The 26,423-nt window shown below is 63.4% G+C and carries 19 protein-coding genes; 7 read left to right on the forward strand and 12 right to left on the reverse strand.

All coding sequences use genetic code 11. From position 1 onward, the window contains the following. Positions 1-52 precede the first annotated feature (52 nt). Together NKK52_RS27090 and gyrB are read left to right on the forward strand one after the other, a co-directional pair. Entirely contained in the window at positions 53-2,683 is a 2,631-nt protein-coding gene (locus NKK52_RS27090) for a caspase family protein (RefSeq protein ID WP_023683525.1), read from the forward strand. 145 nt (positions 2,684-2,828) lie between these two features. Continuing rightward, on the forward strand, positions 2,829-5,300 hold the full coding sequence (gene gyrB / locus NKK52_RS27095) for a DNA topoisomerase (ATP-hydrolyzing) subunit B (protein ID WP_023671333.1): 2,472 nt from the start codon (positions 2,829-2,831) through the stop codon (positions 5,298-5,300). 36 nt (positions 5,301-5,336) lie between these two features. Here the strand turns inward: gyrB and NKK52_RS27100 are convergent, their stop codons facing one another. Continuing rightward, positions 5,337-6,782 (reverse strand): hypothetical protein, encoded by a 1,446-nt coding sequence (locus NKK52_RS27100; RefSeq protein WP_023703663.1) that lies wholly within the window; start codon positions 6,780-6,782, stop codon positions 5,337-5,339. A 331-nt stretch (positions 6,783-7,113) separates the two neighbouring features. On the opposite strand from NKK52_RS27100, the gene NKK52_RS27105 reads away from it, so the two are divergent. Then, on the forward strand, positions 7,114-8,031 hold the full coding sequence (locus tag NKK52_RS27105) for a membrane protein (RefSeq protein WP_023683522.1): 918 nt from the start codon (positions 7,114-7,116) through the stop codon (positions 8,029-8,031). Positions 8,032-8,122: 91 nt separating this feature from the next. Here the strand turns inward: NKK52_RS27105 and NKK52_RS27110 are convergent, their stop codons facing one another. The 10 genes from NKK52_RS27110 to NKK52_RS27155 all read right to left on the reverse strand — a co-directional run bounded on the left by NKK52_RS27110 (position 8,123) and on the right by NKK52_RS27155 (position 20,142). Further along, positions 8,123-9,520 carry an NAD(P)(+) transhydrogenase (Re/Si-specific) subunit beta gene (locus NKK52_RS27110; RefSeq protein WP_023671337.1) on the reverse strand — a complete coding sequence of 466 codons (1,398 nt, stop codon included), beginning with the start codon at positions 9,518-9,520 and terminating at the stop codon, positions 8,123-8,125. Positions 9,521-9,526: 6 nt separating this feature from the next. Further along, the gene (locus tag NKK52_RS27115) at positions 9,527-9,952 is read right to left on the reverse strand and encodes a proton-translocating transhydrogenase family protein (RefSeq protein WP_032885960.1); all 426 of its coding nucleotides are present in this window, start codon (positions 9,950-9,952) and stop codon (positions 9,527-9,529) included. After that, a complete protein-coding gene (locus NKK52_RS27120) occupies positions 9,952-11,229 on the reverse strand; it encodes a Re/Si-specific NAD(P)(+) transhydrogenase subunit alpha (protein ID WP_023671339.1) in 1,278 nt (425 codons plus the stop codon). The genes NKK52_RS27115 and NKK52_RS27120 overlap by 1 nt, the downstream gene beginning before the upstream one ends. 101 nt (positions 11,230-11,330) lie before the next feature. After that, on the reverse strand, positions 11,331-11,555 hold the full coding sequence (locus NKK52_RS27125) for an aa3-type cytochrome c oxidase subunit IV (RefSeq protein ID WP_023671340.1): 225 nt from the start codon (positions 11,553-11,555) through the stop codon (positions 11,331-11,333). Positions 11,556-11,721: 166 nt separating this feature from the next. Next, positions 11,722-11,871, reverse strand: a complete 150-nt coding sequence (locus tag NKK52_RS27130; protein ID WP_023671341.1) for a DUF3096 domain-containing protein — start codon at positions 11,869-11,871, stop codon at positions 11,722-11,724. Positions 11,872-11,970: 99 nt separating this feature from the next. After that, on the reverse strand, positions 11,971-12,741 hold the full coding sequence (locus NKK52_RS27135; protein WP_023683521.1) for an N-acyl amino acid synthase FeeM domain-containing protein: 771 nt from the start codon (positions 12,739-12,741) through the stop codon (positions 11,971-11,973). 167 nt (positions 12,742-12,908) lie between these two features. Beyond that, the gene (locus NKK52_RS27140; protein WP_023683520.1) at positions 12,909-15,224 is read right to left on the reverse strand and encodes a putative bifunctional diguanylate cyclase/phosphodiesterase; all 2,316 of its coding nucleotides are present in this window, start codon (positions 15,222-15,224) and stop codon (positions 12,909-12,911) included. Between the two features lie 91 nt (positions 15,225-15,315). Beyond that, positions 15,316-18,786: an indolepyruvate ferredoxin oxidoreductase family protein gene (locus NKK52_RS27145; RefSeq protein ID WP_352630252.1), complete on the reverse strand. Its 3,471-nt coding sequence runs from the start codon at positions 18,784-18,786 to the stop codon at positions 15,316-15,318. Positions 18,787-19,007: 221 nt separating this feature from the next. Further along, the gene (locus NKK52_RS27150) at positions 19,008-19,538 is read right to left on the reverse strand and encodes a hypothetical protein (RefSeq protein ID WP_023671345.1); all 531 of its coding nucleotides are present in this window, start codon (positions 19,536-19,538) and stop codon (positions 19,008-19,010) included. Beyond that, positions 19,531-20,142 (reverse strand): CGNR zinc finger domain-containing protein, encoded by a 612-nt coding sequence (locus tag NKK52_RS27155; RefSeq protein ID WP_023683519.1) that lies wholly within the window; start codon positions 20,140-20,142, stop codon positions 19,531-19,533. The genes NKK52_RS27150 and NKK52_RS27155 overlap by 8 nt, the downstream gene beginning before the upstream one ends. A 148-nt stretch (positions 20,143-20,290) precedes the next feature. On the opposite strand from NKK52_RS27155, the gene NKK52_RS27160 reads away from it, so the two are divergent. From NKK52_RS27160 to NKK52_RS27175, 4 genes are all read left to right on the forward strand, one after another. Beyond that, positions 20,291-21,196 carry a branched-chain amino acid ABC transporter permease gene (locus NKK52_RS27160; RefSeq protein ID WP_023683518.1) on the forward strand — a complete coding sequence of 302 codons (906 nt, stop codon included), beginning with the start codon at positions 20,291-20,293 and terminating at the stop codon, positions 21,194-21,196. A 197-nt stretch (positions 21,197-21,393) separates the two neighbouring features. Continuing rightward, positions 21,394-21,999 carry a TRAP transporter small permease subunit gene (locus NKK52_RS27165; protein WP_023683517.1) on the forward strand — a complete coding sequence of 202 codons (606 nt, stop codon included), beginning with the start codon at positions 21,394-21,396 and terminating at the stop codon, positions 21,997-21,999. Beyond that, entirely contained in the window at positions 21,996-23,774 is a 1,779-nt protein-coding gene (locus NKK52_RS27170; protein ID WP_023683516.1) for a TRAP transporter large permease, read from the forward strand. Before NKK52_RS27165 ends, NKK52_RS27170 begins: the two co-directional genes overlap by 4 nt. A gap of 33 nt (positions 23,775-23,807) precedes the next feature. Continuing rightward, entirely contained in the window at positions 23,808-24,836 is a 1,029-nt protein-coding gene (locus NKK52_RS27175; RefSeq protein ID WP_023683515.1) for a zinc-dependent alcohol dehydrogenase family protein, read from the forward strand. Positions 24,837-25,087: 251 nt separating this feature from the next. Here the strand turns inward: NKK52_RS27175 and NKK52_RS27180 are convergent, their stop codons facing one another. Next, positions 25,088-26,197, reverse strand: coding sequence for a TRAP transporter substrate-binding protein (locus NKK52_RS27180; RefSeq protein ID WP_023671351.1), 1,110 nt, complete (start codon positions 26,195-26,197; stop codon positions 25,088-25,090). Positions 26,198-26,423: the final 226 nt, after the last annotated feature.

The raw sequence follows: 26,423 nt of genomic DNA on the forward strand, positions 1-26,423 counted from the left end.
GCCATAAAGAGGTGGAATGGTCGGCAGGTGACTGAGCCGGGGGCGGTTCGATTTGCGCCTGTTGTTTGCCTTGCTGTTGATGCTTGCGACCACCGCCACAGCGGTGGCGGAGCGGCGCGTGGCGTTGGTCATTGCCGAGGACGACTACCGGCTGGTGCGGCCGCTGGCCAATCCTGTCAATGACGGCGAGGTGATGGAAGTGGCGCTGAAGAAGCTCGGCTTCGAGGTCGTGGTCGAGACCAATCGTGATCTCAGGCGCATGCGCCGGGCTCTCGACGATTTTCGCGAGGACGCCATGGGCGCCGACGTGGCGCTGGTGTATTTCTCCGGCCATGGCGTCGAAATCTCCGGCGACAACCGTCTTCTGCCGGTCGATGCCGATGCCTCCTCGCTCGACCAGCTGGAGAAGACCAGCCTGCCGTTGGAGGAAGTGCGCGATGCGGTTGCCGCCACGGCGAAGGTCGGGCTGATCGTGCTCGACGCCTGCCGCAGCGATCCGTTCACAGGCGGCAACGGCGACGGGCGTGGCGCCACATCGCTGATCAAGGACCTGGTGGACAAGATCAAGCCGGGCCTCGGACGCGTCGGCAAGGCGGAAAACATCCTGTTCGCCTTTTCGGCGGCGCCCGGCGAGACGGCTGCCGACGGTACCGGTGCGAATTCGCCCTTTACAGCGGCGCTGATCAAATACCTCGGCACCGACGGGCTCGAAATCCGCTCGGTGCTGACGCTGGTGCAGCAGGAGGTCTACGACCTTTCGCGCGGAAAACAGCTGCCCTACGTCGAGAGCGGGCTGCCGAAGCTGTTCTTCGCCTCGGCGGCCAAGGAACAACTGCCGGAGCGCGAGCGGCTGTTGCTTGCCATGGCCGATGTGACGCCGGAAATGCGCGGCGCGGTCGAACGGGTCGCCAGCGATGCCGACATGCCGCTGGCGCCGCTCTATGGCGCGCTGATCAGTTCCGACACCAGCCATCTCTCCGGCGAAAGCCTGGACGCCAAGCTGCGCGAGGCGGCCGACGCCTTCGTCAAGGTGCGCGGCGAGATGAAGACGCTGGCCGCCGACGACCCGCAGGTGACCGAACTGCGCCGCCAGGCCGAGGAACAGTTGGCGCTCGGCGCTTTCGATGGTGCACGCGTGATCCTCGCCAAGGCCGCCGACGTCGACAATGTCTCGCGCCAGGCGTTGAAGGCCAATTTCGTCAGCCGCACCCTGTCCGAAGCCGCGACGCGATTTCTCTCGGGCGGCGCGGCGCGTGCCACCCTGGACTATGCAACCGCCATCAAGGACTATGAAACGGTGCTGGCGCTCTATGGCGAAGCCGGGCAGACCTCGCTCAGCCTGGAACAGGCCGACCGCCAAAGCCGCACGCTGGAAGAGCTCGGCATCCTCTACACAACGGTCGGCAACACCGACGCCGCCGGCCGCGCCTTTGCGGCGCTGGTCGCCAATCTTGAGCAGCGAGCGCGCCAGGAAACCGATCCGAGCGTCAAGCGCGACCTCGCCATCGGCCATATCAAGTTCGCCAACATCAAGATGGCGCAAGGCGATCTGCCGGCCTCCCTGCAAAACTATGAGGCGGCCAGGGACATGTTGCAGGGCCTGACCACAGACGTGCCGGACAAGAAGGACTGGCTCGGCGATCTCGCCATGGCCAATGACAAGATCGGCAATGTGCTGGCCACGCAAGGCGACCTGGGTGCGGCAGCCCAGGCCTACCAGCAAAGCCTGTCCATCAAGCAGCAATTGGCCGATGCCGAGCCGAACAGCGTCTATCTGCTGCGCGACCTGACCATTACCTACGACGAAATCGGCGGTCTTGCCCGTACCGCCGGCCAGCTGGATGGCGCCCAGACTGCATTCGAAGAGAGCCTGAGAATTCGGCTGGCGCTGGCGCAGAACAACCCCGACGACCCCAGGCATCAGCGCGCCGTCTCCGTCAGCTACACCAGGATCGGCGACGTCCTGCGCGAGCGTGGCGACGCTGCGGGCGCGCTCGACGCCTACAACAAGAGCCAAATAATCGCCGAAGCGCTGGTGCGCCGCGACTCAAACGACACCGATTTGAAGCGCGACCTGTCGGTCGGTTACGCCAAGATCGGCAATGCTTACGGCGACCAGAAGGACTGGCCATTCGCGTTGGAGGCCTACCAGCAGGCGCTGGCCACGGCGCGAGACCTTGCCGCCAGCGACCCAGGCAACACCGATTGGCAGCGCGACCTGTCGGTCTGTCTGGAAAAAATTGCCGGCGTGTTTGATGCCCAGGGCGATATCGCCGGTGCTTTGCAGAACTACCAGGACAGTCTCGTCATTGCCGACCGGTTGGCAAATCTCGACCCGGGCAATTCCGACTGGCAGCGCGACCTGTCGATCACGTTCGAGGAAATAGGCCTGCTGGAGACCAAGCAGCGCCACTATGAGGGCTCGAAGAAGGCCTTCGAAGCCAGCCTGGCCATCCGCCAGCGGTTGGCCCTGTCCGATCCGGACAATGCGATCTGGCAATTCGATCTGGTACAGGCCTATATCAACTATGCCTATGTGGCGAAGAATCCGAAGGCTGTGTTGTCGCAGGCGCTAGACCTGACGCTGGAGCTTGACCGCACAGGCAAACTGGCGCCGAGGGACAAACCCACGATCAAATATCTGCGCCGTCTTCTGGCCAAATTGAAAGCCGCGAAAAAATAGCCGGCTGCCAGCTCGGGATTCAGCCCTGAAATGCCCGCAAACCTTGGAAAAACCGCCTTTTGCGCCTATATCTAGGACATCAAAGCGGCGTGATTCGAAGCCATTTTTTCGCGCTGAGCATGCGGCATCAATCAGACAGGTTTTCATGAGCGATCAAAGCGACAACGCCAACGGCGCTGAGGCCGAATACGGCGCCGATTCCATCAAGGTTTTGAAGGGGTTGGACGCTGTCCGCAAGCGGCCGGGCATGTATATCGGCGACACCGACGACGGCTCGGGCCTGCATCACATGGTCTATGAGGTGGTCGACAACGCCATCGACGAGGCGCTGGCCGGCCATGCCGATCTGGTCACGGTGACGCTCAATCCCGACGGTTCGGTCACCGTTATCGACAATGGCCGCGGGATTCCGACCGATATTCACACTGGCGAAGGCATTTCGGCGGCCGAAGTGATCATGACGCAGCTGCATGCCGGCGGCAAATTCGACCAGAATTCCTACAAGGTGTCTGGCGGCCTGCACGGCGTCGGCGTCTCGGTGGTCAACGCGTTGTCGGCCTGGCTGAAGCTGAAAATCCGCCGCAACGGCCAGATTTTCGAGATGAGCTTCACGCATGGCAATGCCGATGCGCCGCTCAAGGCGACCGGCAGCTATGAGCAGAACAAGCAGCCCGGCACCTATGAGGGCCGCAGCGGTTCCGAGATCACCTTCTTTCCGTCGTCCGAAACCTTCACCATGGTCGAGTTCGACTTCGGCACGCTGGAGCACCGGCTGCGCGAGCTCGCCTTCCTGAATTCCGGCGTGCGCATCATTTTGACCGATGCCCGCCATGCCGATCTCGTGCGCCACGAGTTGCACTATGATGGCGGCCTGGAAGAGTTCGTCAAATATCTCGACCGGGTCAAGAAACCGCTGATCGACAAGCCGATCGCCATCAAGGCCGAGCGCGACGGCATCACCGTCGAAGTGGCGATGTGGTGGAACGACAGCTACCACGAGAACGTGCTGGCCTTCACCAACAACATCCCGCAGCGCGATGGCGGCACCCATCTGGCCGGCTTCCGTGGCGCGCTGACGCGCCAGATCACCGGCTATGGCGAATCGTCGGGCCTGACCAAGAAGGAAAAGGTGGCGCTGATCGGCGACGACTGCCGCGAAGGCCTGACGGCGGTGCTGTCGGTCAAGGTTCCCGACCCGAAATTCTCCTCCCAGACCAAGGACAAGCTGGTCTCGTCGGAAGTCCGCCCGGTGGTCGAAGGCCTGGTCAACGAGGCGCTTGGCACCTGGCTGGAAGAACACCCGACCGAGGGCAAGGTGGTCATCGACAAGGTGATCCAGGCGGCCGCGGCGCGCGAAGCCGCGCGCAAGGCCCGAGACATCACCCGCAAAAGCTCGCTCGGCGTCACCTCTCTGCCTGGCAAGCTTGCCGACTGCCAGGAACGCGACCCGGCGAAATCCGAAATCTTCATCGTCGAGGGTGACTCGGCCGGCGGCTCTGCCAAGGGCGGCCGTTCGCGCCAGAACCAGGCAATCCTGCCGTTGCGCGGCAAGATACTCAATGTCGAGCGGGCGCGCTTCGACCGCATGCTCGGCTCCGAGATGATCGGCACGCTGATCACCGCGCTCGGCACCTCGATCGGCAAGGACGAGTTCAACGCCGACAAATTGCGCTACCACAAGATCATCCTGATGACCGACGCCGACGTCGACGGCGCCCATATCAGGACCTTGCTGCTCACCTTCTTCTTCCGCCAGATGCCGGAGCTGATCGAGCGCGGCCATCTCTACATCGCCCAGCCGCCGCTCTACAAAGTGACGCGCGGAAAAAGCTCGCAATACATCAAGGACGAGAGCGCCTTCGAGGAGTTCCTGATCGGCTCCGGGCTGGAGGAGGCGTCGCTGACGCTTGCCTCCGGCGAGGCGCGGGCCGGACAGGATCTGCGCGGCTCGATCGATGATGCACTGGCCGTGCGCCAGCTCATCAACGGGCTGCACACGCGCTACAACAGGGGCGTGGTCGAACAGGCGGCGATCGCCGGCGCGCTCAACGCCGATGTGCTAAACGACCTCGGCCGCGCCAATGCCATGGCCGAACGCGTCGCCCAGCGCCTTGACATCATTGCCGAGGACACCGAGCGCGGCTGGACCGGCCGGCTGTCGACCTCCAATGAAGGCGTCGGCGGCTATGTGTTCGAACGCACGGTGCGCAGCGTCAAGGAATTCGCGCAGCTCGATGCCGGGCTGATAAATTCGGCCGACGCACGCCAGCTCGACCGCTATGCCCCGCGCCTCATGGAAGTCTATGGCGAGCCGCCGGTGCTGCGCCGCAAGGATGTCTCCGAAACCATTTCGGGGCCGCTGGCGCTGCTCAACGCGGTGTTTGCGACCGGCCGCAAGGGCCTGACCATGCAGCGCTACAAGGGCCTCGGCGAGATGAATGCCGAGCAGCTCTGGGAAACCACGCTCGACCCGAATGTGCGTTCGCTGCTGCAGGTCAAGGTCAATGACGCCACCGATGCGGATTCGCTGTTTTCGCGGCTGATGGGCGACGAGGTCGAACCGCGGCGCGAATTCATCCAGGACAACGCGCTGTCAGTTGCCAATCTGGACATTTGAGGGCTGGGGGCCTTGCCGCCGGAGCTCCACTCCGGGTCAGGCCTTTGGCTCCAGCTTCCGACCAAGGTCCACCGCGTCGCGCAGCACTTGCAGATGCGAGCGCGGCGCGGTGCCCGCCGGCAGGGCGATTTCGACGCCGTTTGCCGTCGATGACCAATAAAGCGTGTGGGTGAAGATACGGCCAAGTGAGCTGCGAAGCTCGATCTGGATGTTCTCCACACCGGGGCCGAAGTTTTCCGTCATCGGACCGGAAATCGGATCGCCTGTCGCCCAGCCATTGCCGCGGTCGTAGACGTTCGTCCAGCGCGTTGCCGCAAACACCGCGCCATGATGCACCGCGCGCTGCGCCTTGCCTTGGCTGTGTCCTTCCCGGTAAAGCACGGTGCCGCCGGGGCGCCCGTCATCGGCAATCGGCGGGCAAGCCGAGAACAGGCGCTCGGCAAGGCCACGCCTGAATTCCGCGAGATTGTAGGTCACCAGGAATTCGCTGTGGGAGAGCGGACTGCCAAGCGTGACGAAATCGCTGATCTTCCAGGGCAGCGGGTGGTCGGCGTCCTTGGTCCGAAGCTGCTGGTAGAGCGCCCATTGACCGCGCCGGAATCCGGCGAGGTCTTCAAGGTTCTTTGGCCACGCTGACCCATCAGAGCCGAGCGTTGCCTTGTCGACGGCCTCGACCGCCGCCAGTTTGGCCTTGTCGCGGACCGCTTCCAGCCTTCGCGGCCGGAACTCGGCCCACAGGATCTGCAGCAAATCATAGGCGATGATCGACCCAAGGCTGTGCGAGACCAGCACGATGCGGTCGTAAGCATCGTCCTTCATCAGCGTCTTGAGCAACGTCAGGCCTCTGTCGCGGATCAGCGCACGCTTCTCGATCGTCGCCGCCTCGGCGCGCACATAAGCGGCGACGTCACCGAAATAGGGCAGGGCGAACTGATCCACCGCCCAGATGACAAAAGAAGCGAGGGTGGTGATCATCAGGCCGGTCGTCAAGGTAACGGCCTGTTGCCAGACCGATGTTGCCAGCACGAGTGCTGCGCCCAGAATGACGATAACGATCAGAAGTGTGGCGACGTAAAGCTTGCGGGCGTCGAGCGGAATGTCGGCGGGCTTGCGCCACAACAGGTTCGTCACCCAGGCGGCCAGCCGGCCGCGCGTCGTGCCTTGCGTGATGTCGGCCCAATAAAGCTCGTAGAAATCGGTACGGCGGCCATCGACGTCGTAGGGCGTGGTGATGCGGCGCAGCTCGTGTGACTTGGTCCGGCTGTCGGGCGTGATCCAGCTCTGGTTGATCGTGGCGCCGGAAACGGCCGGATCGGGAATCTGGGCGTAGGGTGGAGCACGGGTGGGATCGCTGCTCCAGACCGCCTGGACGAATCCCCTCAGCGTACCCATCGGCCGCTGCTCGCCCATGCCGTGCACGATCACCACCGCCTGGCCGGGCTGCGCCTTTTTGTAAGCCAGCGATGCGACAGTCTTGGGCATCAGCGTCTCCGTTGACGACATCCGACGGCGGGATCGCTCATGCTACCCCCGGCTCACCGAGCCAACAATACACGGCAGCCCATGTGGAACTCCGTGAACCAATCCACAGTTTCGCAGTTGTGCCTCGGGCCGCGCGGAAAATAGTTCCGTTCCCGGCAAGCAAATCATTTCATTGCCCTTCGGAACGGAAATCGCTCAGGAACATTGTGACGACATCGATCAATTTCTCGCAGGGAGGCTCTTTATGGGACGCGGTATTTTGCTCTGGTTGCTCGGTATTCCGATCCCGATCATCATTCTCATCATGCTGTTCGTACGGTAGGAGGCGTCGATGCAGTCCACCGTATCGGCTGTCGACGTATCCGCCTCAACGGAATCCTCCGCCCCGGCCGTCAGCTGGGGTCCGATCATCGCCGGCGCCTTCGCGGCCTCGACGCTGACCTTCATCCTCATGCTGCTCGGTTCGGGGCTGGGGCTGACCATGGTCTCGCCGTGGTCCGGCGCCAGTGCCTCGCTGACCACCTTCGCGGTGTCCGGCGCCATCTGGCTCATCATCGTGCAATGGCTGTCCTCCGGGGTCGGTGGCTATCTTGCCGGACGCCTGCGCACCAAATGGGTCGGCATCCACACCGACGAGGTCTATTTCCGTGACACCGCGCACGGCCTCCTCGCCTGGGCGCTGGCGACATTGCTGGTCGTCGGCATTCTCGGGTCGGCGCTGTCGGCAGTGCTTGGTTCAGGCGTGCAGGCGGCTTCTACTGTTGCCTCAGGCGCCGCCATGGGTGCTTCGGCCGGCGCGTCCGCCAATGCCGGCAGCGCACCGGCCGACAATGCAACGTCCTATCTCGTGGATACGCTGTTCCGTCCGGCTGATGCCGCCAGGCTCGCGGCGGCCAATCCGGACAGCGATGCGGCTGCGGCCGGGCAGGCTTCGCGCATCCTCATCGCCAGTGCGGCGGCAGGCGAAGTTTCGGCTGACGACAAGACCTATCTGTCGCAGCTGGTCGCCGCCCGCACCGGGCTTTCCGAGGCCGACGCCAAGGCGCGTGTCGACGCCCTGGTGGCCAAGGTCGAGGACGCCAAGGTCAAGGCAAAGCAGGCCGCCGACGCCGCGCGGAAAGGCAGCGCCACCTTCGCCCTGCTTGGCGCCCTGTCGCTGGTTATCGGCGCCTTCATCGCCAGCGCTGCGGCAGCCCTGGGCGGCAGGCAGCGCGACGACGAGGAAGCGGTTTTCCTGACCAGCCGCTGAACCGGTCTTCAACATCAAAAAGCCCGGTCGAACCGGGCTTTTTTGTTTCCGATGATGGACCGACAACCTTCCAGTGGAAGGTTGCGGCGGCTTAGTGATCCATGGCCTTGACGATTTCCTCGGTCATCTTCTTGGCGTCGCCGAGCAGCATCATGGTGCCGTCCTTGTAGAACAGCGTGTTGTCGATGCCGGCGTAGCCCGAGCCGAGCGAGCGCTTGACGAACAGGCAGGTGCGGGCCTTGTCGACGTCGAGGATCGGCATACCGTAGATCGGCGACGACTTGTCGTCGCGGGCGGACGGATTGGTGACGTCATTGGCGCCGATGACATAGGCGACATCGGCCTGCGCGAACTCGGAGTTGATGTCTTCCAGTTCGAACACTTCGTCATAGGGAACATTGGCTTCGGCGAGCAGCACGTTCATGTGGCCGGGCATGCGGCCGGCCACGGGGTGGATGGCGTATTTGACATCCACGCCATTGGCCTTGAGCTTGTCGGCCATTTCGCGCAGCGCGTGCTGGGCCTGGGCGACCGCCATGCCGTAGCCCGGCACGATGATGACCTTCTGTGCGTTCATCATCAGATAGGCAGCGTCGTCGGCCGAGCCCTGCTTGACCGTGCGTTCGATGCCGTCATCGGCAACCGCCGCGGTCTCGCCGCCGAAGCCGCCGAGGATGACCGAGATGAACGACCGGTTCATGCCCTTGCACATGATGTAGGACAGGATGGCGCCGGACGAGCCGACCAGCGCGCCGGTGATGATCAACGCCAGATTGCCAAGCGTGAAGCCGAGTGCCGCGGCGGCCCAGCCGGAATAGGAATTCAGCATCGAGACGACGACCGGCATGTCGGCGCCGCCGATCGGGATGATCAAGAGGACGCCGAGCGCCAGCGAAGCCGCGACGATCAGCCAGAACACCAGCTTGGCCTCGGTGGTGACCAGAAGCACGATCAGCACGATCAGCGCGATGCCGAGGACCGCGTTGATGATGTGACGGCCGCCGATCATGATCGGCTTGCCCGACATGCGGCCATCGAGCTTGAGGAAGGCGATGACGGAGCCGGTGAAGGTGATGGCGCCGATGGCAACGCCAAGGCTCATCTCGATCAACGCCTGGGCGTGGATGTCGCCATTCGTGCCGATGCCGAAACTTTCCGGCGCGTAGATGGCGGCTGCCGCTACCATGACGGCGGCAAGGCCGACCAGCGAGTGGAAGGCGGCGACCAGCTGCGGCATCGAAGTCATGGCGATGCGGCGCGCTGTAACGGCGCCGACGCCGCCGCCGATGGCCAGACCAAGCACGATCAGGCCGAAGCGCCCGGCGGACGGAGTCGCCAGCGCCAGCGTGGTGGCAATGGCAATGCCCATGCCGATCATGCCGTAGAGATTGCCTTGGCGGCTGGTGGTCGGATGCGACAGGCCGCGCAGCGCCATGATGAACAGGACGCCGGAGACCAGGTAGAGGAAGGACGCGAAGTTGGCGTTCATGGCTCTCTACCGGTCCTTCTTCTTGTACATGGCCAGCATGCGCTGGGTGACCAGGAAGCCGCCAAAGATGTTGACCGAGACCAGCATCAGCGCGACGAAGCCGAAGCCGGTGGCAATGCCGGAGGCCGAGATGCCGACGGCCAGCAGCGCGCCGACGACGATGACCGAGGAGATGGCGTTGGTGACCGCCATCAGCGGCGTGTGCAGCGCCGGCGTCACCGACCAGACGACGTAGTATCCGACGAATATCGCAAGTACGAAGATGGCGAAGCGGAAGACGAAGGGATCGATGGCGCCGCCGGACAGTGCGTGCGCGGCATCGCCCGCCGCATCGGCGCCACCGGGCGCGTTGGCCAGGTTCTGCACAGCCAGCCGGACGGCGGCACTTGCCTGGTCGAGCTGATCGAGGGCTTTCTGCAAGGTCTGATCCATCACGCGATCCCCTTCGGCTTGGCGGCGGACTTGCCGGCAGTGGCTTTGTCGGACGCCTTTTTCGGTGCAGCCTTCTTCGGCGTGGCATCAGCCACCATGGTCTCGGCCGGAATGGCCGCCGGTTCGATATGGGGCTGTTCCGCCGCCTTGGCGAAGGCCGGATGCACCACGCGGCCAGCGTCGGTCAGCATCGTCGCCTTAACCAGATCGTCTTCGCGGTTGATGGCGAGCGTCTTGCTGGTCTTGTCGACCAGCGTCTCGAGGAAGGCGAACAGGTTCCTGGCGTAGAGCAGCGAGGCCGATGCGGCGACGCGGCCGGGCACGTTGAGGTGGCCGACGATCTTAACGTTGTTGGCCGTCGTCACCACCTGACCCGCAACCGCGCCTTCGACATTGCCGCCGCGCTCGACGGCGAGGTCGACGATCACCGAACCCGGCTTCATCGAGGCGACCATCGCCGCCGACACCAGCTTCGGCGCCGGCCGGCCGGGGATCAGCGCCGTGGTGATGACGATGTCCTGCTTGGCGATGTGCTCAGCGGTGAGCGCTGCCTGCTTCGCCTGGTACTCCTTCGACATTTCCTTGGCGTAGCCGCCGGCGGTCTCGGCCGCCTTGAACTCCTCGTCCTCGACGGCGAGGAACTTTGCGCCAAGCGACGCCACCTGTTCCTTGGCGGCGGGACGAACGTCCGTGGCGGTGACGACAGCGCCGAGACGGCGCGCCGTGGCGATCGCCTGCAGGCCGGCAACGCCGACGCCCATGATGAAGATCTTCGCCGCCGGCACGGTGCCGGCCGCAGTCATCATCATCGGCAGCGCGCGGTCATACTCCGATGCGCCGTCAATCACGGCCTGGTAGCCGGCGAGATTGGCCTGCGACGACAGCACATCCATCGACTGGGCGCGGGTGATGCGCGGCATGAATTCCATCGAGAAGGCGGTGACCCCAGCCTCGGCAAGCGCCGCGACCGCGGCATCATTGCCGTAGGGATCCATGATGGCGATGACCGCCGCACCCGATTTGTAGCCCTTCAGCTCGGCGTCGGTCGGCCGGCGCACCTTCAGCACCACATCCGCCCGTCTCGCATCCGAAGCCTTGCCGATCGCGGCACCCGCCTTGGCGAACTCCTCATCGGGAATGCGCGACCTGGTGCCGGCGCCCGTCTCGACGGTGACGTCGAAGCCCAGCGCCGCCAGCCGCTTCACGGTATCGGGCGAGGCCGCGACACGAGGCTCGCTGGCATCGAGCTCGCGAGGGATGAAAACCGTCTGTCCCACCGCATGATCCTTTCGGCTGGAACCTGTTTGCGCAAGAGTGCGGCTTTGCGAAAGAGTGCGGCCGGATGTCCGGCTACGCCCTTGGCAAGGGTCTGAAGAGACTATCGGAGAATGAAGGCGCCGAGGGCGAGGATCAGCACGAACAGGATGGTCGCGGAGAAGAAGCCGCCTGCGAAGAAGCCGAAAGCCATGGCCAGGAGCAGGGCGCCGCAGAACAGCGAGCCGTATTTGGCCAGCGCCAGAAAGCCATGATAGGTGCGGTCATGTTCGGCATAGTCCATCTTCGCGCCCAGTTCGACAGGACCGGTCGGCGTGTGATCAGCCATAGGAATACCCCTTCGAAGACATCTTTGAGGCACATAGCGAAAAGCTGGACCAAGAGCAATGGCGCTATTGCCGCACGACCAGCGACAACAGCCTCAAAGAATGTTGAAAGCCGGCGGTATGGGCTCTTGTCGCCGGCCTAACGTCGAACGTTGAGGGTTTTGCGTTTCAACCGGCTAGATGCGGAAACAGCCCGAGCAGCCCAATGACGATCAGATAGAGCGCGACGATGTAGTTGAGCAGCCGCGGCATCACCAGGATCAGCACGCCGGCAATCAGCGAGATCAGCGGGGTCAGTGCTAGCTCGGGAATATGCATGTCGGTTCCTTTCTATGGCCGCGTCGGGGTCATCCAGAACGCGGAAGCGGCGGGAAAGCTCCAGAGTTCGCGTGCCGAATTACGCAGGCTTCAGTGGTGTCAGGCGGCTTCGCGGAAAAACTTGGCGGTGGGCAGGATGGTTAGCGGTGCGAGTTCGCCGCTCTTGGGGCGTTGGAAGAGCATGCGCTGCTCGAACGCCGTGGAGTTGAAGAACGGGAAGCGATCCAGCGTCGCCTGCATGTTTTCGGAGCACTTCGACTGGAACAGATGCACGGGAACGGTGAGACCGGGATAGATGCGCGGGGGCACCGCCTGCTCGGAACGGAAGATGCGATGATAGAAGCCGGCATGCTCTTCCTTGACCGCCGTCAGGCAATATGTCGGTTTGAAGTGGCTGCAAGCTACGACCGCAAGCCTGAGCGTCACGTAGGGCAGCACGCGCAGGCTGGTCGACCACTCGATATCGGCAGCGAAACGGCTTGGATCGACGAACGTCTCGCCAACTGCCAGCCGCCGCGCCAGCGTGTCGCCGAACACGGCGGTGCTGGGGGAAACAGGGTATTTCGCGCAGGCGTAGTGGATTCTGATGGTGCTGACCAGAACACCATCGAAGAACACGCCAAATCGGTAGGAATTGCGCAGATCGTCGAAGTCGTCCTTTACCATACGCGAGGCATCGGGCTTCACCATGCCAGCATGAAGGTAGGATTTGTAGCGAAGTCGATAGATGGCTTCCAAATCCTCGGCACCGTCGCAAAGGCGATACTCGACGTGCTCCAGGACGTCCATGATATGACGAGAAAACACCGAAGGAGACTGAGCGGTGGCCCTAGAAGCCACCAGAGGCATACCTGCTAGCTGAGTTTCCATTGTTACCCTCGTGCCGTCGCAACTAAACCATACCGGACGACCGAATGAACAAGAAGATGAAACTCTAATCGTCTGTGTTTACCGAATATTAACGTTAACAATAGGTTAACGTTTTGGCAATTCACAGCTTTTTTGACGGCTTTCAAGCGCGATTTAAAGGTTGGGCTTCATGTGGTCGCGAGTTTGGCGACGGGCCGCAATTCCGCGGCGAAGGGCCAGGTCACATTGGACATCGTTTCGATGCCGGACGCGCTGAGAGCTGCGCCGAAGAGGAAGCCCTGGACGAGATCGGGTTTCACCGAATGCACCAGGATCTTCAGCTGTTCGAACGTTTCCACACCTTCGATGGTGACGGTCAGCCCGAGCACGCGGGTCAGGTCGACGATGCCCTTCAACAAGTCGAGCGAACGCTTGTTCTGGGTCACGTCCATCAGGAACGAACGGTCGATCTTGATCTTGTCGAGCGGCAGCTTGTGGAGGTAGCTCAGGCTTGAATAGCCGGTGCCGAAATCGTCGAGCGCGATGCGCACGCCAAGCTGCTTCAGTTCCTCGATATACTGGCGCGTCAGCGATTTGTCGTCGAGCAGCGCGGTTTCGGTGACTTCGATCTCGAGGCGGCCGGCGGCGAGCCCCGAAATGGCAAGCGCGTCGCGAACCTTCTGGACGACGTCGCGGCTGCGGAAATCCTTGGCCGAAAGGTTGACCGAGACGCTGGTCTGTGCGGGCCATTTGGCGCATTCGGCGCAGGCCGCCGCGAGCACGAAGGTGCTGATCTCGGAAATGATGCCCATTTCTTCGGCCAGCGGAATGAAGACGCTGGGCGAAACCGGCCCAAGGTCGGGATGATCCCAGCGGCACAGCGCCTCGCAGCTGGCGATGCGCATGGTGTTCATCGCCACGATGGGCTGATAGACCACCCGCAAGGCCTTGCCTTCGACCGCCGTGCGCAGGTCGGCCTTCATCATCTGGCGGTTGCGGAACGCCGCATCCATCGCCGCCTCGAACAGTCGCCAGTTGTTCTTGCCGAGTTCCTTGGCCTTGTAGAGCGCCAGATCCGCCTTGACGATCATGGCGTCGACATCGGTGTCCTCGACCCTGGACAGCACGGCGCCCGCGCTTGCCTGGATGCGCAGGCTGTGACCAGCGACATCGACTTCGCCCTGCAGATCGGCAAAGATCTGGTCGAGCAGGCCGGTCAGATGGCTTTCATCCTCGACGCGGTCGAAGAAGATCATGAACTCGTCGCCGCCGAAACGGCTGACATTGACGCCTTGCCCGGCGACGGCCGCCAGTCGCTCGGCAACGGCATAGATCAGCCCATCGCCGACCGGATGGCCAAGTGTGTCGTTGACGCTCTTGAAATCGTCGAGATCGAGCACCGCCAGGGCGCACAGCCGGTCGCGGCTGCCCGACGCCATGGCCTCGCCGACGAGCTCATGGAAATAGGCGCGGTTCGGCAGGCCGGTGAGGCTGTCATAGCGCGCCATGAAGCGGATCTTTTCTTCGGACTCGACGCGGGCGGTGACGTCCTCGAACGTGATGACGCCGAGGTCCTGATTGCCCTCGCGGGCCGAGAACTCGTAGTGCTGGCCATTGGAGAAGGAGACCAGCACCTTGCGGTCACGGCCTTCGCGCAAGGCGCGCGTCAGCTGCGCTTCGACATAGCGGCAGTCTTTCGGCGCCAGCATGCCGCCCGCAACGCCGCGCAGGAGCAGCGAATGGATCGACCGCCCGAGCAACTGGTCGGGCGAGCGCAGCGACATCAGATGCGCTGCTTCGGCATTGCCGACCACGACCTTGCCGTCGGGTCCGAGCATGACCAGGCCATGCGACATGGTGTTGAGTGCGCGGTTGAAGCGCTGCGCGATTTGCCTCGCCTGCTTATGCCCGACCACGGCCGAGAACAGCACGTTGCGCACATGGTCGGCACTGCCCTTGATGATGAACATGAACGGGATGATGAGCAGCCCAAGCACGACACTGGGGATGTCAAACCTGAGGATAAGGGCTGCTGCGATCGGCCCGACGAAGGTTACCGCGAAGATCGTGACCATGCGGGGCGAGCCGTAGTTTCGGCCTACGACCGTGACCAGAGAGCCAAGCGTTATGGCGAGCGCTGCGATCTCGGCATACGCATCCGAGTAGACATAGATCGAAATGAAGCAGAACAGGCCCAGCATCAGCCCCTGGATGCTGCCGTTCAGGATATATTCGCGCTCCCATCGTGTCGCATCCAAGGCATCGTGGATGGAACCACCCAGGCGATGGAACCGCCGCAAGCTGAAATACCGCCAAACGCCGATGCCAAGCAGTGCTCCGGCAAGAACCAGGAAGACAGGCTGGCCGTTGCGCCAATAGACCATAAGGCTGGCGGTTGCGTGGCAAAGCGCGCCAATGACCAGCATATGCGCGTTGTCGAACAACGAGCGCACAAACTGGATATAAACATCCACAGGGATGTTATCGGTCTTTGTTCTGCCCATTACTGGCGCCCAACTGAACCACAGCCTTGGCATAGTCCCATTAAAAAACCTTTAGCTCGCGCTGAAGGGCCTGTTTTTCCGGCCCTTTTGGCTACTCAGCGGCTTGTAATGCGCTTGGCTGCACCGGCAACTTGAATCGTTCAAGAAGGCGATTTCGTTCATCCGCCGCCTTTTCGGCGCTGGCCTGCCTCACATGGCCGTAGCCGCGAATGAGCGCCGGCACCGAGGCAAGGGCGATGGCGGCCTCGATCCTGCCTGGCGCAAGGGCCTTGGCGACAAGCTCCAGATCGGCCTCATAGCGGGCCAGAAGCTGCCGCTCGATGCGCCGCTCAGTGCTGTAGCCGAACACGTCGAAGGCCGTGCCGCGCAGGCCTTTCAGCGCCGCCAGCAGGCGAAATCCCTTCATCATCCACGGGCCGAAGCTCGATTTCCTCGGCTTGCCGTCATTGCCGCGCCTGCCCATGATCGGTGGCGCCAGATGAAATTCGAGTTTGTCGTAGCTCTGGAACTGTTTTGAGAGCTCCATAGCGAAGGAGCCGTCGGTGTAGAGCCGCGCCACCTCATATTCGTCCTTGATCGCCATCAGCTTGAACAGGTTTCTGGCGGCGGCCTCGGTCACCGCGGTCGAGCCAGGCACGGCCTTGGCCTCGGCAGCACGCAAAACCGCCAGCTTCTCGGCATAGCGCCTGCCATAGGCGGCATTCTGATAGGCAGAGAGGAAAGCGACGCGGCGGGCGATGATATCGTCCAGCGTCTCGGCGATCTCAGTGGCCTTGCCCGGCTGCGCGATGAGGCCGCGCACAAAGTCCGGCTGATGCGCGGCGCGCCGGCCCCAGCGGAACGCGGCGATGTTCATCGCCACCGCCTCGCCGTTCAATTCGATTGCTGTTTCAACGGCTTGCGCCGACAGCGGCAGCCCGCCATGCTGGAAAGCGAAGCCGAGCATGAACATGTTGGCGCCGAGCGAATTGCCGAACAATTGGGTGGCGGTGCGCGTGGCGTCGAAGAAATGCGTCTTGTCTTCGCCTGCAGCAGCACGGATCGCCTTCTTCAGGCGCTCGATCGGCAGCGAGAAATCGGCCGAACGGGCGAATTCGCCGGGCATGATCTCGGCGGTGTTGGCGAGGAAGATGGTATGGCCTTCGCGCACCGCGCCAAGCACCTTCTTGGCGCCGGACACGACAAGGTCGCAGCCGAGTACCAGGTCGGCCTTGCCGGCCGAAACGCGGATCGCGTGGATGTCGTCCGGCGTGCGGGCGATGCGGACATGGGTGAACACCGAACCGCCCTTCTGGGCGAGGCCGGCCATGTCAATCATGCCGCAGCCCTTGTCCTCGAGATGGGCGGCCATACCGAGCACAGCACCTATGGTGACGACGCCGGTGCCGCCGACGCCGTCGATGATCGCCGCCCAACCCTCGCTACCGAGCGGGAATTCGGCTGGCACCGGCACGCCGTCAAGCGGGTCGGAGCGCCCGGCAATGCCTTCGGCCTTCCTGATCTTGGCGCCGTGCACGGTGACGAAGGACGGGCAGAAGCCGTTGACGCAGGAGAAGTCCTTGTTGCAGCTCGACTGGTCTATTCTGCGCTTGCGGCCGAACTCGGTTTCGACCGGCTGGATCGAGACGCAGTTCGATTGCACCCCGCAATCGCCGCAGCCCTCGCAGACCAGTTCGTTGATGAAGACCCGCTTGTCGGGATCCGGGAAGGTGCCGCGCTTGCGGCGGCGGCGCTTTTCGGCGGCGCAGGTCTGGTCATAGAGCAGCACCGAGACGCCCTTGACGTCGCGCAACTCGCGCTGGACGAGGTCGAGGTCGTCGCGGTGGTGGATGGTGGCGCCGGAGGGGAATTCGGCCTTTCCTGCATATTTGTCCGGCTCGTCGGTGACGATGGCGATGCGCTCGACGCCTTCGGCGCGCACCTGCCTGGCGATCATGTCGACAGTCAGGCCGCCTTCATGCGGCTGGCCGCCGGTCATGGCGACGGCGTCGTTGTAGAGGATCTTGTAGGTGATGTTGGCATCGGTCGACAGCGCGAAGCGGATCGCCAGCGTGCCGGAGTGATTGTAGGTCCCGTCGCCGAGATTCTGGAAAATGTGGCCGCGCTTGGAGAATGGCGCCTGGCCGACCCATTGTGCGCCCTCGCCCCCCATGGCGGTGAAGCCGACCGTGTTGCGGTCCATCCACAGCGCCATGAAATGGCAGCCGATACCGGCGGCGGCGATCGAGCCGTCGGGCACCTTGGTCGAGGAATTGTGCGGGCAGCCGGAGCAGAAGAACGGCGTGCGCGAACCGATATCGCTGGTGTCGGCAAGCATCGCCTGGAACTGGCGCAGCTTCGCCACCTTGGCAGTGATCTCTTCCGAAGGGCCGATTGTGCGCAGGATGCGCTCGCCCAGCGCAATGGCGATCTCGTTGGGGTCGAGCGCGCCCTTGGCCGGGAACAGCCAGTCGCCGCGCTCGTCCTTCTTGCCGACGATCGCCGGCTGGGTGGCGGTGCCGTAGAGGTTTTCGCGCAGCTGCACCTCGATCAGCGAGCGCTTCTCCTCGACGACGACGATGGTGTCGAGGCCGCGGGCGAATTCGGCGATATGCTGCAGGTCGAGCGGCCATGGGCAGCCGACCTTGAACAGGCGGATGCCGATGCGGCCGGCGGCGGCCTCGTCGATGCCGATGTCTTCCAGCGCCTGGCGGACATCGAGATAGCTCTTGCCGAGCGTGATGATACCGAGCTTCGGCGCCCGGCCGCCCGAATAGACGATGCGGTTCAGGCGGTTGGCATGGATGAAGGCGGACGCAGCGGCGCGCTTGTATTCATGCAGCCGCTCCTCCTGGCCGAGCATGTCGATCTCGTTGCGGATGTTGAGGCCGCCGGGCGGCATATCGAACTCCGGCACGACGATGTTCAGGCGCTCGAGCGCGGCATCGACGGAGGCCGTGGATTCGATGTTGTCCTTGACGCATTTGATAGCCGCCCAGGTGCCGGCGAAGCGCGACATGGCAAAGCCGTAGAGGCCGTAGTCGATGATCTCCTGAACGCCGGCCGGGTTGAGGATCGGCACCATGGTGTCGACGAACAGGAATTCGGTGGCGTGCGCATTGGTCGATGATTCGGCCATATGGTCGTCGCCCATCAGCGCAAGCACGCCGCCATACTTCGACGTTCCCGCGAGGTTGGCGTGGCGGAAAACGTCGCCGGAGCGGTCGACGCCCGGTCCCTTGCCGTACCAGACCGAAAACACCCCGTCATGCTTGCCTTCGCCCATTAATTCCGTCTGCTGAGAGCCCCAGCAGGCGGTGGCGGCAAGCTCCTCGTTGAGGCCGGGCTGGAAGACGATGTCGGCCTGCGCCAGCTGCTTTTTCGCCCGCCACAGCTGCATATCGAGGCCGCCAAGCGGCGAGCCGCGATAACCGGACACGAAGCCGGCCGTGTTGAGGCCGGCCCGGCGGTCGCGCTCGCGTTGCATCAAAAGCATGCGGATGACCGCCTGTGCGCCGGACAGGAAGATGCGCTCCTTACCAAGATCGAACTTGTCGTCGAGCGCGACGTCGTGCAGCGTCATCAGGCATTTCCTCTGCGGAGACAGCACCGGGGGCGCGCAGCCAACGTAGGAGTGAGATGGCGCAGTCTTTCTCCGCTTGCAAGGCAGGTCAAACGAAATCGAAAGTGCCAGGCAAAGCGCAACGAACGATCCGCTGCCGTCGCGGATCCGGCACGAAATCGGTCCGCGGCGGTTGTCCGGCGACCGAAAATTTCCACGCAGTCGCGCCGGGCAAAAACGCATCAGCCTTTCGAGCAATCCGGCTTCGGCTCACCCGGCAGCTTGCCGTCGGGATGGCCGGCAAGATCGGGATTGGCCGTATAGAGCTGGTCGACCACCAGCGGCCGGTCGGGAAGGATCGACTGGTCCTCGCTCGACATCAGCGTCGTGTCGATCTTCTGCAGGAACGTGCCGTCAGGACCCCTGATGCTGATCGAAATCGCATAGGGCTTGTCCTTGACGATACAGGTCAGCGCCGGGCTTTCCAGGCTGACCTTGTCGAGCTTCGGCCAGACCTTCTGCTCGATCACCAGGGGAGGACCGCCAGCCGGATTCTGGAAGCTGGCGACCGCAACCTGGCCTTCGCCCATCGGCTGCAGGGGCCGCAGCGTCACGACATAGGTCGCCCGGGCGAGGCGGTAATTGAAGACGACGACCTTGCCGGAAACCTCGAACAGCTTGCCGTCGCCGCCGGTGTCGCGGCAGGCGCCAAGCGCAACGGCTGCAATGAGCGCAGCACCGACAAGGATCGAACGAAAAACAACCCTAGGCATTGTTGACCTCATGGGGCGCCGTGCGGCGGCGGCGATAGTGACGGCTTGCTTTCTGGCGGTTGCCGCACACAGCCATATCGCACCAAAGGCGGCTGGAATTGCGGCTCCTGTCGACGAACAGCCAGCTGCAATTGGGACAGATCCTGAGCCTGGCGACCGTGTCGTCGCGCAGCAGCGACAAGGCCGAAACCGCCAGCGCCGCCTCGAACGCGATCGGCGTCGATGGGTCGCCGAACGGTCTACCCGGTGCGCCGATTTCGGCCAGGCTCCGGTCGAGGCCGTTGGCGCAGGCCTTGAGAAAAGCGGCGAGGTCGCCGGCGGCAAGCGCACCTTTCGACACCGCGCCGCGAAACAGGCAGTCGGTCGTCTCGCGGATCGCCAGCACCACCGGGGCGATCCTGTCCGGCGAGGTCGCCTCCAGCGGTCTGCCGCCAAGCTCGGCACCGCGAAAGCCGCTTGCGGCATCGGCGAAGCGCGCGATCTCGGCCGGATCGTCAAAACGGTCGAAGGTCTTTTCCGGATCGTTGCGCAACACCACGGTGTTGGCCGTATCGAGCGCAAGAATGCCGCCGGTGAAGCGATGTGGGGTCCAAGATACTGTCATATCAGAAATCTAACCCATAAAACGCATTTGACAAGTTAGATTCTACGATGCAAACCTTGGCGCGGGCTCCGGCGCAGGATTTTGTTGAGGCAAGTCGTTGCCCCAAAACCGCTTTGCACTTTTGGGCGACATGCCCTGAAAGCTGTCCATGCTCTATTTCTTCCAGCAGGTGCTGAACGGGCTGCATTCCGGCGCGCTCTATGCGCTGCTTGCCTTCGGCTACGTGCTGACCAACGGCATCCTGCACCGGACCAATCTCGCCTATGGCGCGCTGTTCGCCTTTTGCGGCCAGACGATGATCCTGACCGTGGCCTTCGGCTATCAGGTATTGTGGCTGACCTTGCTGGCGGCAGTGGTGCTCGGCGTCGTCACGGCTTTCCTTTATGCCGCGCTGATCGGCCACGTGCTGTCGCGCAGCGTCTTCGAACCGCTGGCCGACCGCACGCCCAATGCCATTGTGGTGACGACGCTCGGCATCCTGCTGGTGCTGTCGGAAGCAAGCCGTATCGCCGCCGACACGCATGATTGGTGGCTGCCGCCGATGCTGGCGCAACCCATTGTCTTCGCTCAGGATGCCGGCTTCCAGGCGACGCTGACGCTGATCCAGCTCATCGATTGCGCGGTGGTTCTGGCGGCCATCATGCTCGCTGCATGGGCGTTTGCCCGCTCGGGCTTCGGTCGCCGTTGGCGCGCCGTCTCCGACGACCCCAAAGCGGCTGCCATGTGCGGCGTGGACGTGCGCGCAGTGTTCCGGCATGCGGTGCTGTTCGGCGGTTTCTGCGCCGCGCTGGCCGGAATCATGGCCGCCCTTTACTACGGCAATGTCAGCTTCGGCTCCGGCCTCGTCTACGGGCTGAAAATCCTGTTCGTGACGGCGGTGGGCGGCTATCTCTCTCCGCCTCGGGCCGCGCTCGGTGCGGCCGCCTTCGGCATGACGGAGTCGCTATGGGCCGGCTATTTCCCGATCGAATGGCGCGATGGCTGGATGTATCTGTTCCTGGTCGCGGCACTTGTGCTGATCGGTCCCGGCCGCGACCAGCAGAAGATCGCCTGATCGCCGCATCCGCTGTCAGACTTTGGTTGCATGACGCAGCAGCCGGTCGGCACTTATCCCCTGCCTCCCGTCACGACGGCGTTGATCGCGCCCATGCCATGTTGACCCGCCGAACCACGCACGGCATACCGTTGGGCCACAGCGGCGCGACGGAAAATAGGGGAGCCGGCGCGCCTTCGACCTCAGGGAGGAAATGCATGGCAGGGCTGCTCGCTCTATCCAGAACGATCGACCGTATGAACGAGTTCATCGGCCGGTGGATATCGTGGCTGATCCTGCTGGCAATCCTGGTCAGCGCCGCCAATGCCATCATCCGCAAGGTCTTCGACGTCTCGTCGAATGCCTGGCTGGAACTGCAGTGGTACCTGTTCGGCGCCGCCTTCATGCTGGCCGCCGCCTACACGCTGAAACAGAACGACCATATCCGCATCGACATCGTCTACGGCATGTGGTCGCGCCGCGTGCAGCACTGGATCGACCTGCTCGGTCATGTCTTCTTCCTGATGCCGTTCGTGACGCTGATGGTGATCTATTTTGTCCCCTACGTGTCGCTGTCGTTCCGCAGCGGCGAAATGTCGAACAATTCCGGCGGCCTGATCATCTGGCCGGCCAAGGCAATCCTGCTCGTCGGCTTCTTCCTGCTGGCGCTGCAAGGCATCTCCGAGATCATCAAGAAGATCGCCATCATGCGCGGCGACATGGACGATCCCAATCCGTTCATCTCGGTGCACGAACAGGCCGAGCTCGAGGCTAAAGCCCTTGCTGAAGAGGCCAAGGCGCTCGCCCAGGAGGCGCGCCCATGATCGAGTTCATCGCCCAGAACATGGCGCCGATCATGTTCGCTTCGCTGATCATCTTCCTGCTGATCGGCTATCCCGTCGCTTTTTCACTCGCCGCAAACGGCCTGATGTTCTTCTTCATCGGTGTCGTGCTGTCGCCCTATTCGGGCGGCTCGATCAACCTGGCGTGGCCGCTGCTGCATGCGCTGCCCGACAATTTCTACGGCAGCCGGGTGATGTCGAACGACACGCTCTTGGCAATCCCGTTCTTCACCTTCATGGGCATCGTGCTGGAACGATCGGGCATGGCCGAGGACCTGCTCGACACGATCGGCCAGCTGTTCGGCCCGGTTCGCGGCGGCCTTGCCTATGCGGTGATTTTCGTCGGCGCGCTGCTTGCCGCGACCACGGGCGTGGTCGCGGCTTCGGTCATCGCCATGGGCCTGATCTCGCTGCCGATCATGCTGCGCTACGGCTATGACCGACGACTGGCGTCGGGCGTCATCGCGGCATCCGGCACACTCGCCCAGATCATCCCGCCGTCGCTGGTGCTGATCGTTCTGGCCGACCAGCTCGGCCGTTCGGTCGGCGACATGTATGCCGGCGCGCTGATCCCCGGCCTGGTGCTGACCGGCCTTTACACGCTCTACATCCTGATCATGTCGATCGTCCGGCCGAACTCGATGCCGGCGTTGCCGCTGGCGGCCCGCACGCTTGGCCACGGCGTGCTGTCGCTGCTCGCGGCACTGCTGGTGGCAGTCGCGGCTTCCTATGCGGCCTATCGCTACCTTGCGCCGGCGCATGGCGACAATGCCGATATCCTTGGCGCCAGCATCGGGGTGATCCTGATCTATATCGTGGCGATCGCCGACAAGGGCCTGAACATCAACATGATGTCCAGGTTGGCGCAGCAGGTGATCATCGTTTTGATCCCGCCTCTGGCGCTGATCTTCCTGGTGCTGGGCACCATCTTCCTCGGCATCGCCACCCCGACGGAGGGCGGCGCCATGGGCGCGGTTGGCGCCCTGGCGATGGCGGCAATGAAGGGGCGGTTGTCGCTGGATGTCATCAAACAGGCGCTCGCGTCGACCACCAGGCTTTCCTCCTTCGTGCTGTTCATCCTGATCGGCGCGCGGGTGTTCTCGCTGACCTTCTACGGCGTCAACGGCCACGTCTGGGTCGAGCATTTGTTGACGTCGCTGCCGGGCGGCGAAGTCGGCTTCCTGATCGGCGTCAACATCCTGGTCTTCGTGCTCGCCTTCTTCCTCGACTTCTTCGAGCTCGCCTTCATCATCGTACCGCTCTTGGCGCCGGCTGCCGATAAGCTCGGCATCGACCTGATCTGGTTCGGCGTGCTGCTCGGCGTCAACATGCAGACAAGCTTCATGCACCCGCCTTTCGGCTTTGCGCTGTTCTACCTGCGCTCTGTCGCCGCGCGCGTGCCCTATCTCGATCGCCTCACCGGCAAGCAGATCGCGCCGGTGACCACCGGCCAGATCTATTGGGGCGCCGTGCCCTTCGTCTGCATCCAGGTGATCATGATCGGGCTGACCATCGCCTTCCCGCAAATGGTCATGCGCTACAAGGGTGCGGCCGTCGATCCGGGAACGATCGAGATCAACTTGCCTGATATGCCAGGCCTTGCGCCTCTCGGCACACCACCACCAGCCAACGGTGGCCCATCACCCGCGGCGCCACCGTCGAACGATCTCTCGCAGCCGCCGAATTTCGGCGAGACGCCGCCCGCCAAGCCGGCGGCGCCGGCGACCGACCTGTCGCAGCCGCCGAACTTCAACTGATGTGTGAACACTGAGAACCTGAGTGAGGATGTCATGAGAGCCGTGCGCCTGGAAGCCGTGGGCAGCATTGCGCTACGGGAGGTCGACAAGCCTGTTGCGGGACCGCAGGACGTTCTGGTGCGCGTCGAAGCCTGCGGCGTTTGCGGCACCGACCGTCACCTCCTCCACGGCGAATTCCCTTCGAGCCCGCCGGTGACGCTTGGTCACGAATTCTGCGGCATCGTGGAGGCTGTCGGCGATGCGGTTTCCGGCATCGCCATCGGTGACCGTGTTACCGGCGATCCCAACATCTTCTGCGGACGCTGCAGTCATTGCCGAGCCGGCCGCGTCAATCTGTGCAGCAATCTCAGGGCCATCGGCATCCATCGCGACGGCGGCTTCGCCGACTACGTCGTGATGCCGCAGAGCCAGGCCTTTCTTCTGCCTGCGAACCTCAAGCCAACGCATGGCGCCTTCTGCGAGCCGCTGGCCTGCTGCCTGCACGCTGTCGACCTCGCCGGAATCAGACCCGGCGCTGCCGTGGTGGTGCTTGGTGGCGGCGTCATCGGCCTGCTTACCGTGCAATTGGCGAGGCTCGCAGGAGCGGCGACCATCATCCTGTCGACGCGGCAGGCCTCCCGCCGTGCGCTCGCCGAAGAGCTCGGTGCAACGGCGACGGTCGACCCAAACGCGGTCGACCCGATCGAGGCGATCGCCGGCCCAACCGGCCTTGTGCCCGGCGGGGCCGACGTGGTGCTCGAATGCGCCGGTGTCCCCGATACCGTCGAACAATCGATGCGGCTGGCGAAGTCCGGCGGCTCGGTGGTGATCGTCGGCGTGATGCCGCAAGGCGTGAAAGTGCCCTTCGAACCGTTCGACATCCTGTTTCGCGAACTGAAGGTTCTCGGCTCGTTCATCAACCCCTTCACCCACAGGCGGGCGGCGGACCTTGTCGCGTCCGGCGCAATCGAGATCGACAAGCTCATCTCAAGGCAGGTCGGCCTGGAGGAAGCCGCCTCGGTGATCGCCAATCCGGCAGCGCCCGGCGAGGTCAAGGTGTTGGTGGTGCCGGGCATGGAATGAAGGGCAGCCTCAATCCTGCGGCGTTGGCGATTGGCGAAACGGCGATGACCGCGCCCCTCTCCCCGTCACTATACGGGGACAGGATGCCGGCAGGCAGGTGAGGGGTAGCGTCAACGCTCGGAAAAATAAGCTATAATTTCGGGGCGGCTACCAAGCCCAAGGCGATCGATCGCCGAAGTTTGCGCCGCCCCTCATCCACCTGCCGGGACCTTCTCCCCGTATAGTGACGGGGAGAAGGGACAGATCCCAGCCTACAGTTTGCCGTTGCGCTGCTGGACCATCATGAAGGTGTCGTAATTGTACTCGGCCACCTGCGCCCACAGATAGTGCTCCTTGCGGAAGCCCTTGATCGAGTCCCAGATCTTCTTGAACGGTGCGTTGGTGGCTTCCATTTCGGTGTAGACCTCATTGGCCTTCTCGAAACAGGCGGCCATGATGTCCTGGCTGAACGGGCGCAATTTCGCGCCGCCGGCCACCAGCCGCTTCACCGCCGCAGGATTGAGAAAATCGTATTTCTGCAGCATGTTGGCGTCCGCCGCCTGCGCGGCGGTGTGCACAAGCGACTTGTAGGCGGGCGACAGCTCCTCGTACTTGGCCTTGTTGAACAAGAGATGGACGGTCGGGCCGCCTTCCCACCAGCCGGGATAATAGTAGTAGGGCGCGACCTTGTAGAAGCCGAGCTTCTCGTCGTCATAGGGGCCGACCCATTCGGCGGCGTCGATCGTGCCTTTTTCCAGCGCCGGATAGATGTCGCCACCGGCGATCTGCTGCGGCACGACGCCGAGCTTCTGCACCACTTTGCCGGCAAAGCCGCCGATGCGCATCTTGAGGCCGGACAGGTCGGCGACGGTGTTGATCTCCTTGCGGAACCAGCCGCCCATCTGCACGCCGGTGTTGCCGCCGGGCAGGCCGAAAAGACCCTGCGTGGCAAGAAACTCGTTGAACAGGTCGATGCCGCCGCCATGATAGTGCCAGGCGTTCATGCCGCGCGCGTTGAGCGAGAACGGCACCGCCGCACCGAGCGCCCATGTCGGGTCCTTGCCCCAATAATAGTATGACACCGTGTGGCAGGCCTCGACGGTGCCGGCAGTGGTGGCGTCGGCGGCCTGCAGGCCGGGCACGAGTTCGCCGGAGGCGAAGACCTGGACCTGGAAATTGCCGTCCGTCGCCTCAGACAGCATCTTGGAGAAGACTTCGGCGCCGCCATAGATCGTATCGAGTGACTTGGGAAAGGATGACGCCAACCGCCACGTCACTTTCGGATTGGACTGGGCGATTGCCGGTGCGGCTAGCGTAGCGGCAGCCGCCGCTGCGCCCACGCCGGTGACCCCGGCCTTGCGGATGAATGAACGACGATCCATGCAGTTCCTCCCTATTGGACCAACAACCGATATCAGGGACATCTCCTCACGTCCGGTATCGATTTGCCCGAAACAATACACGGGCAAAAGGTCGAGTCCAGCATGGTGGCGGGATTTGACGGCGGCGCTGGCGACAAATCCGCGGGCCGGCCGGCCAGCCTGCAACTATAGTCTAACGTTCGCCGCGTGGCCCATGCGAGATGGCGAAACTTGCCATGGAAAAGCG

This window comes from Mesorhizobium sp. C277A (genome assembly GCF_040324395.1).
In the GTDB taxonomy this organism is placed as follows: domain Bacteria; phylum Pseudomonadota; class Alphaproteobacteria; order Rhizobiales; family Rhizobiaceae; genus Mesorhizobium.

Excerpts from the sequence above, each read along its gene's own strand:
- NKK52_RS27180 (WP_023671351.1), bottom strand. The coding sequence starts at position 26,197 with ATGGATCGTCGTTCATTCATCCGCAAGGCCGGGGTCACCGGCGTGGGC.
- NKK52_RS27170 (WP_023683516.1), top strand. The coding sequence starts at position 21,996 with ATGATCGAGTTCATCGCCCAGAACATGGCGCCGATCATGTTCGCTTCG.
- NKK52_RS27155 (WP_023683519.1), bottom strand. The coding sequence starts at position 20,142 with ATGACAGTATCTTGGACCCCACATCGCTTCACCGGCGGCATTCTTGCG.
- NKK52_RS27105 (WP_023683522.1), top strand. The coding sequence starts at position 7,114 with ATGCAGTCCACCGTATCGGCTGTCGACGTATCCGCCTCAACGGAATCC.
- NKK52_RS27150 (WP_023671345.1), bottom strand. The coding sequence starts at position 19,538 with ATGCCTAGGGTTGTTTTTCGTTCGATCCTTGTCGGTGCTGCGCTCATT.
- NKK52_RS27100 (WP_023703663.1), bottom strand. The coding sequence starts at position 6,782 with ATGCCCAAGACTGTCGCATCGCTGGCTTACAAAAAGGCGCAGCCCGGC.
- NKK52_RS27115 (WP_032885960.1), bottom strand. The coding sequence starts at position 9,952 with ATGGATCAGACCTTGCAGAAAGCCCTCGATCAGCTCGACCAGGCAAGT.
- NKK52_RS27160 (WP_023683518.1), top strand. The coding sequence starts at position 20,291 with ATGCTCTATTTCTTCCAGCAGGTGCTGAACGGGCTGCATTCCGGCGCG.
- NKK52_RS27140 (WP_023683520.1), bottom strand. The coding sequence starts at position 15,224 with ATGGGCAGAACAAAGACCGATAACATCCCTGTGGATGTTTATATCCAG.
- NKK52_RS27165 (WP_023683517.1), top strand. The coding sequence starts at position 21,394 with ATGGCAGGGCTGCTCGCTCTATCCAGAACGATCGACCGTATGAACGAG.
- NKK52_RS27130 (WP_023671341.1), bottom strand. The coding sequence starts at position 11,871 with ATGCATATTCCCGAGCTAGCACTGACCCCGCTGATCTCGCTGATTGCC.
- NKK52_RS27110 (WP_023671337.1), bottom strand. The coding sequence starts at position 9,520 with ATGAACGCCAACTTCGCGTCCTTCCTCTACCTGGTCTCCGGCGTCCTG.
- NKK52_RS27125 (WP_023671340.1), bottom strand. The coding sequence starts at position 11,555 with ATGGCTGATCACACGCCGACCGGTCCTGTCGAACTGGGCGCGAAGATG.
- NKK52_RS27145 (WP_352630252.1), bottom strand. The coding sequence starts at position 18,786 with ATGACGCTGCACGACGTCGCGCTCGACGACAAGTTCGATCTTGGTAAG.
- NKK52_RS27175 (WP_023683515.1), top strand. The coding sequence starts at position 23,808 with ATGAGAGCCGTGCGCCTGGAAGCCGTGGGCAGCATTGCGCTACGGGAG.
- NKK52_RS27135 (WP_023683521.1), bottom strand. The coding sequence starts at position 12,741 with ATGGAAACTCAGCTAGCAGGTATGCCTCTGGTGGCTTCTAGGGCCACC.
- gyrB (WP_023671333.1), top strand. The coding sequence starts at position 2,829 with ATGAGCGATCAAAGCGACAACGCCAACGGCGCTGAGGCCGAATACGGC.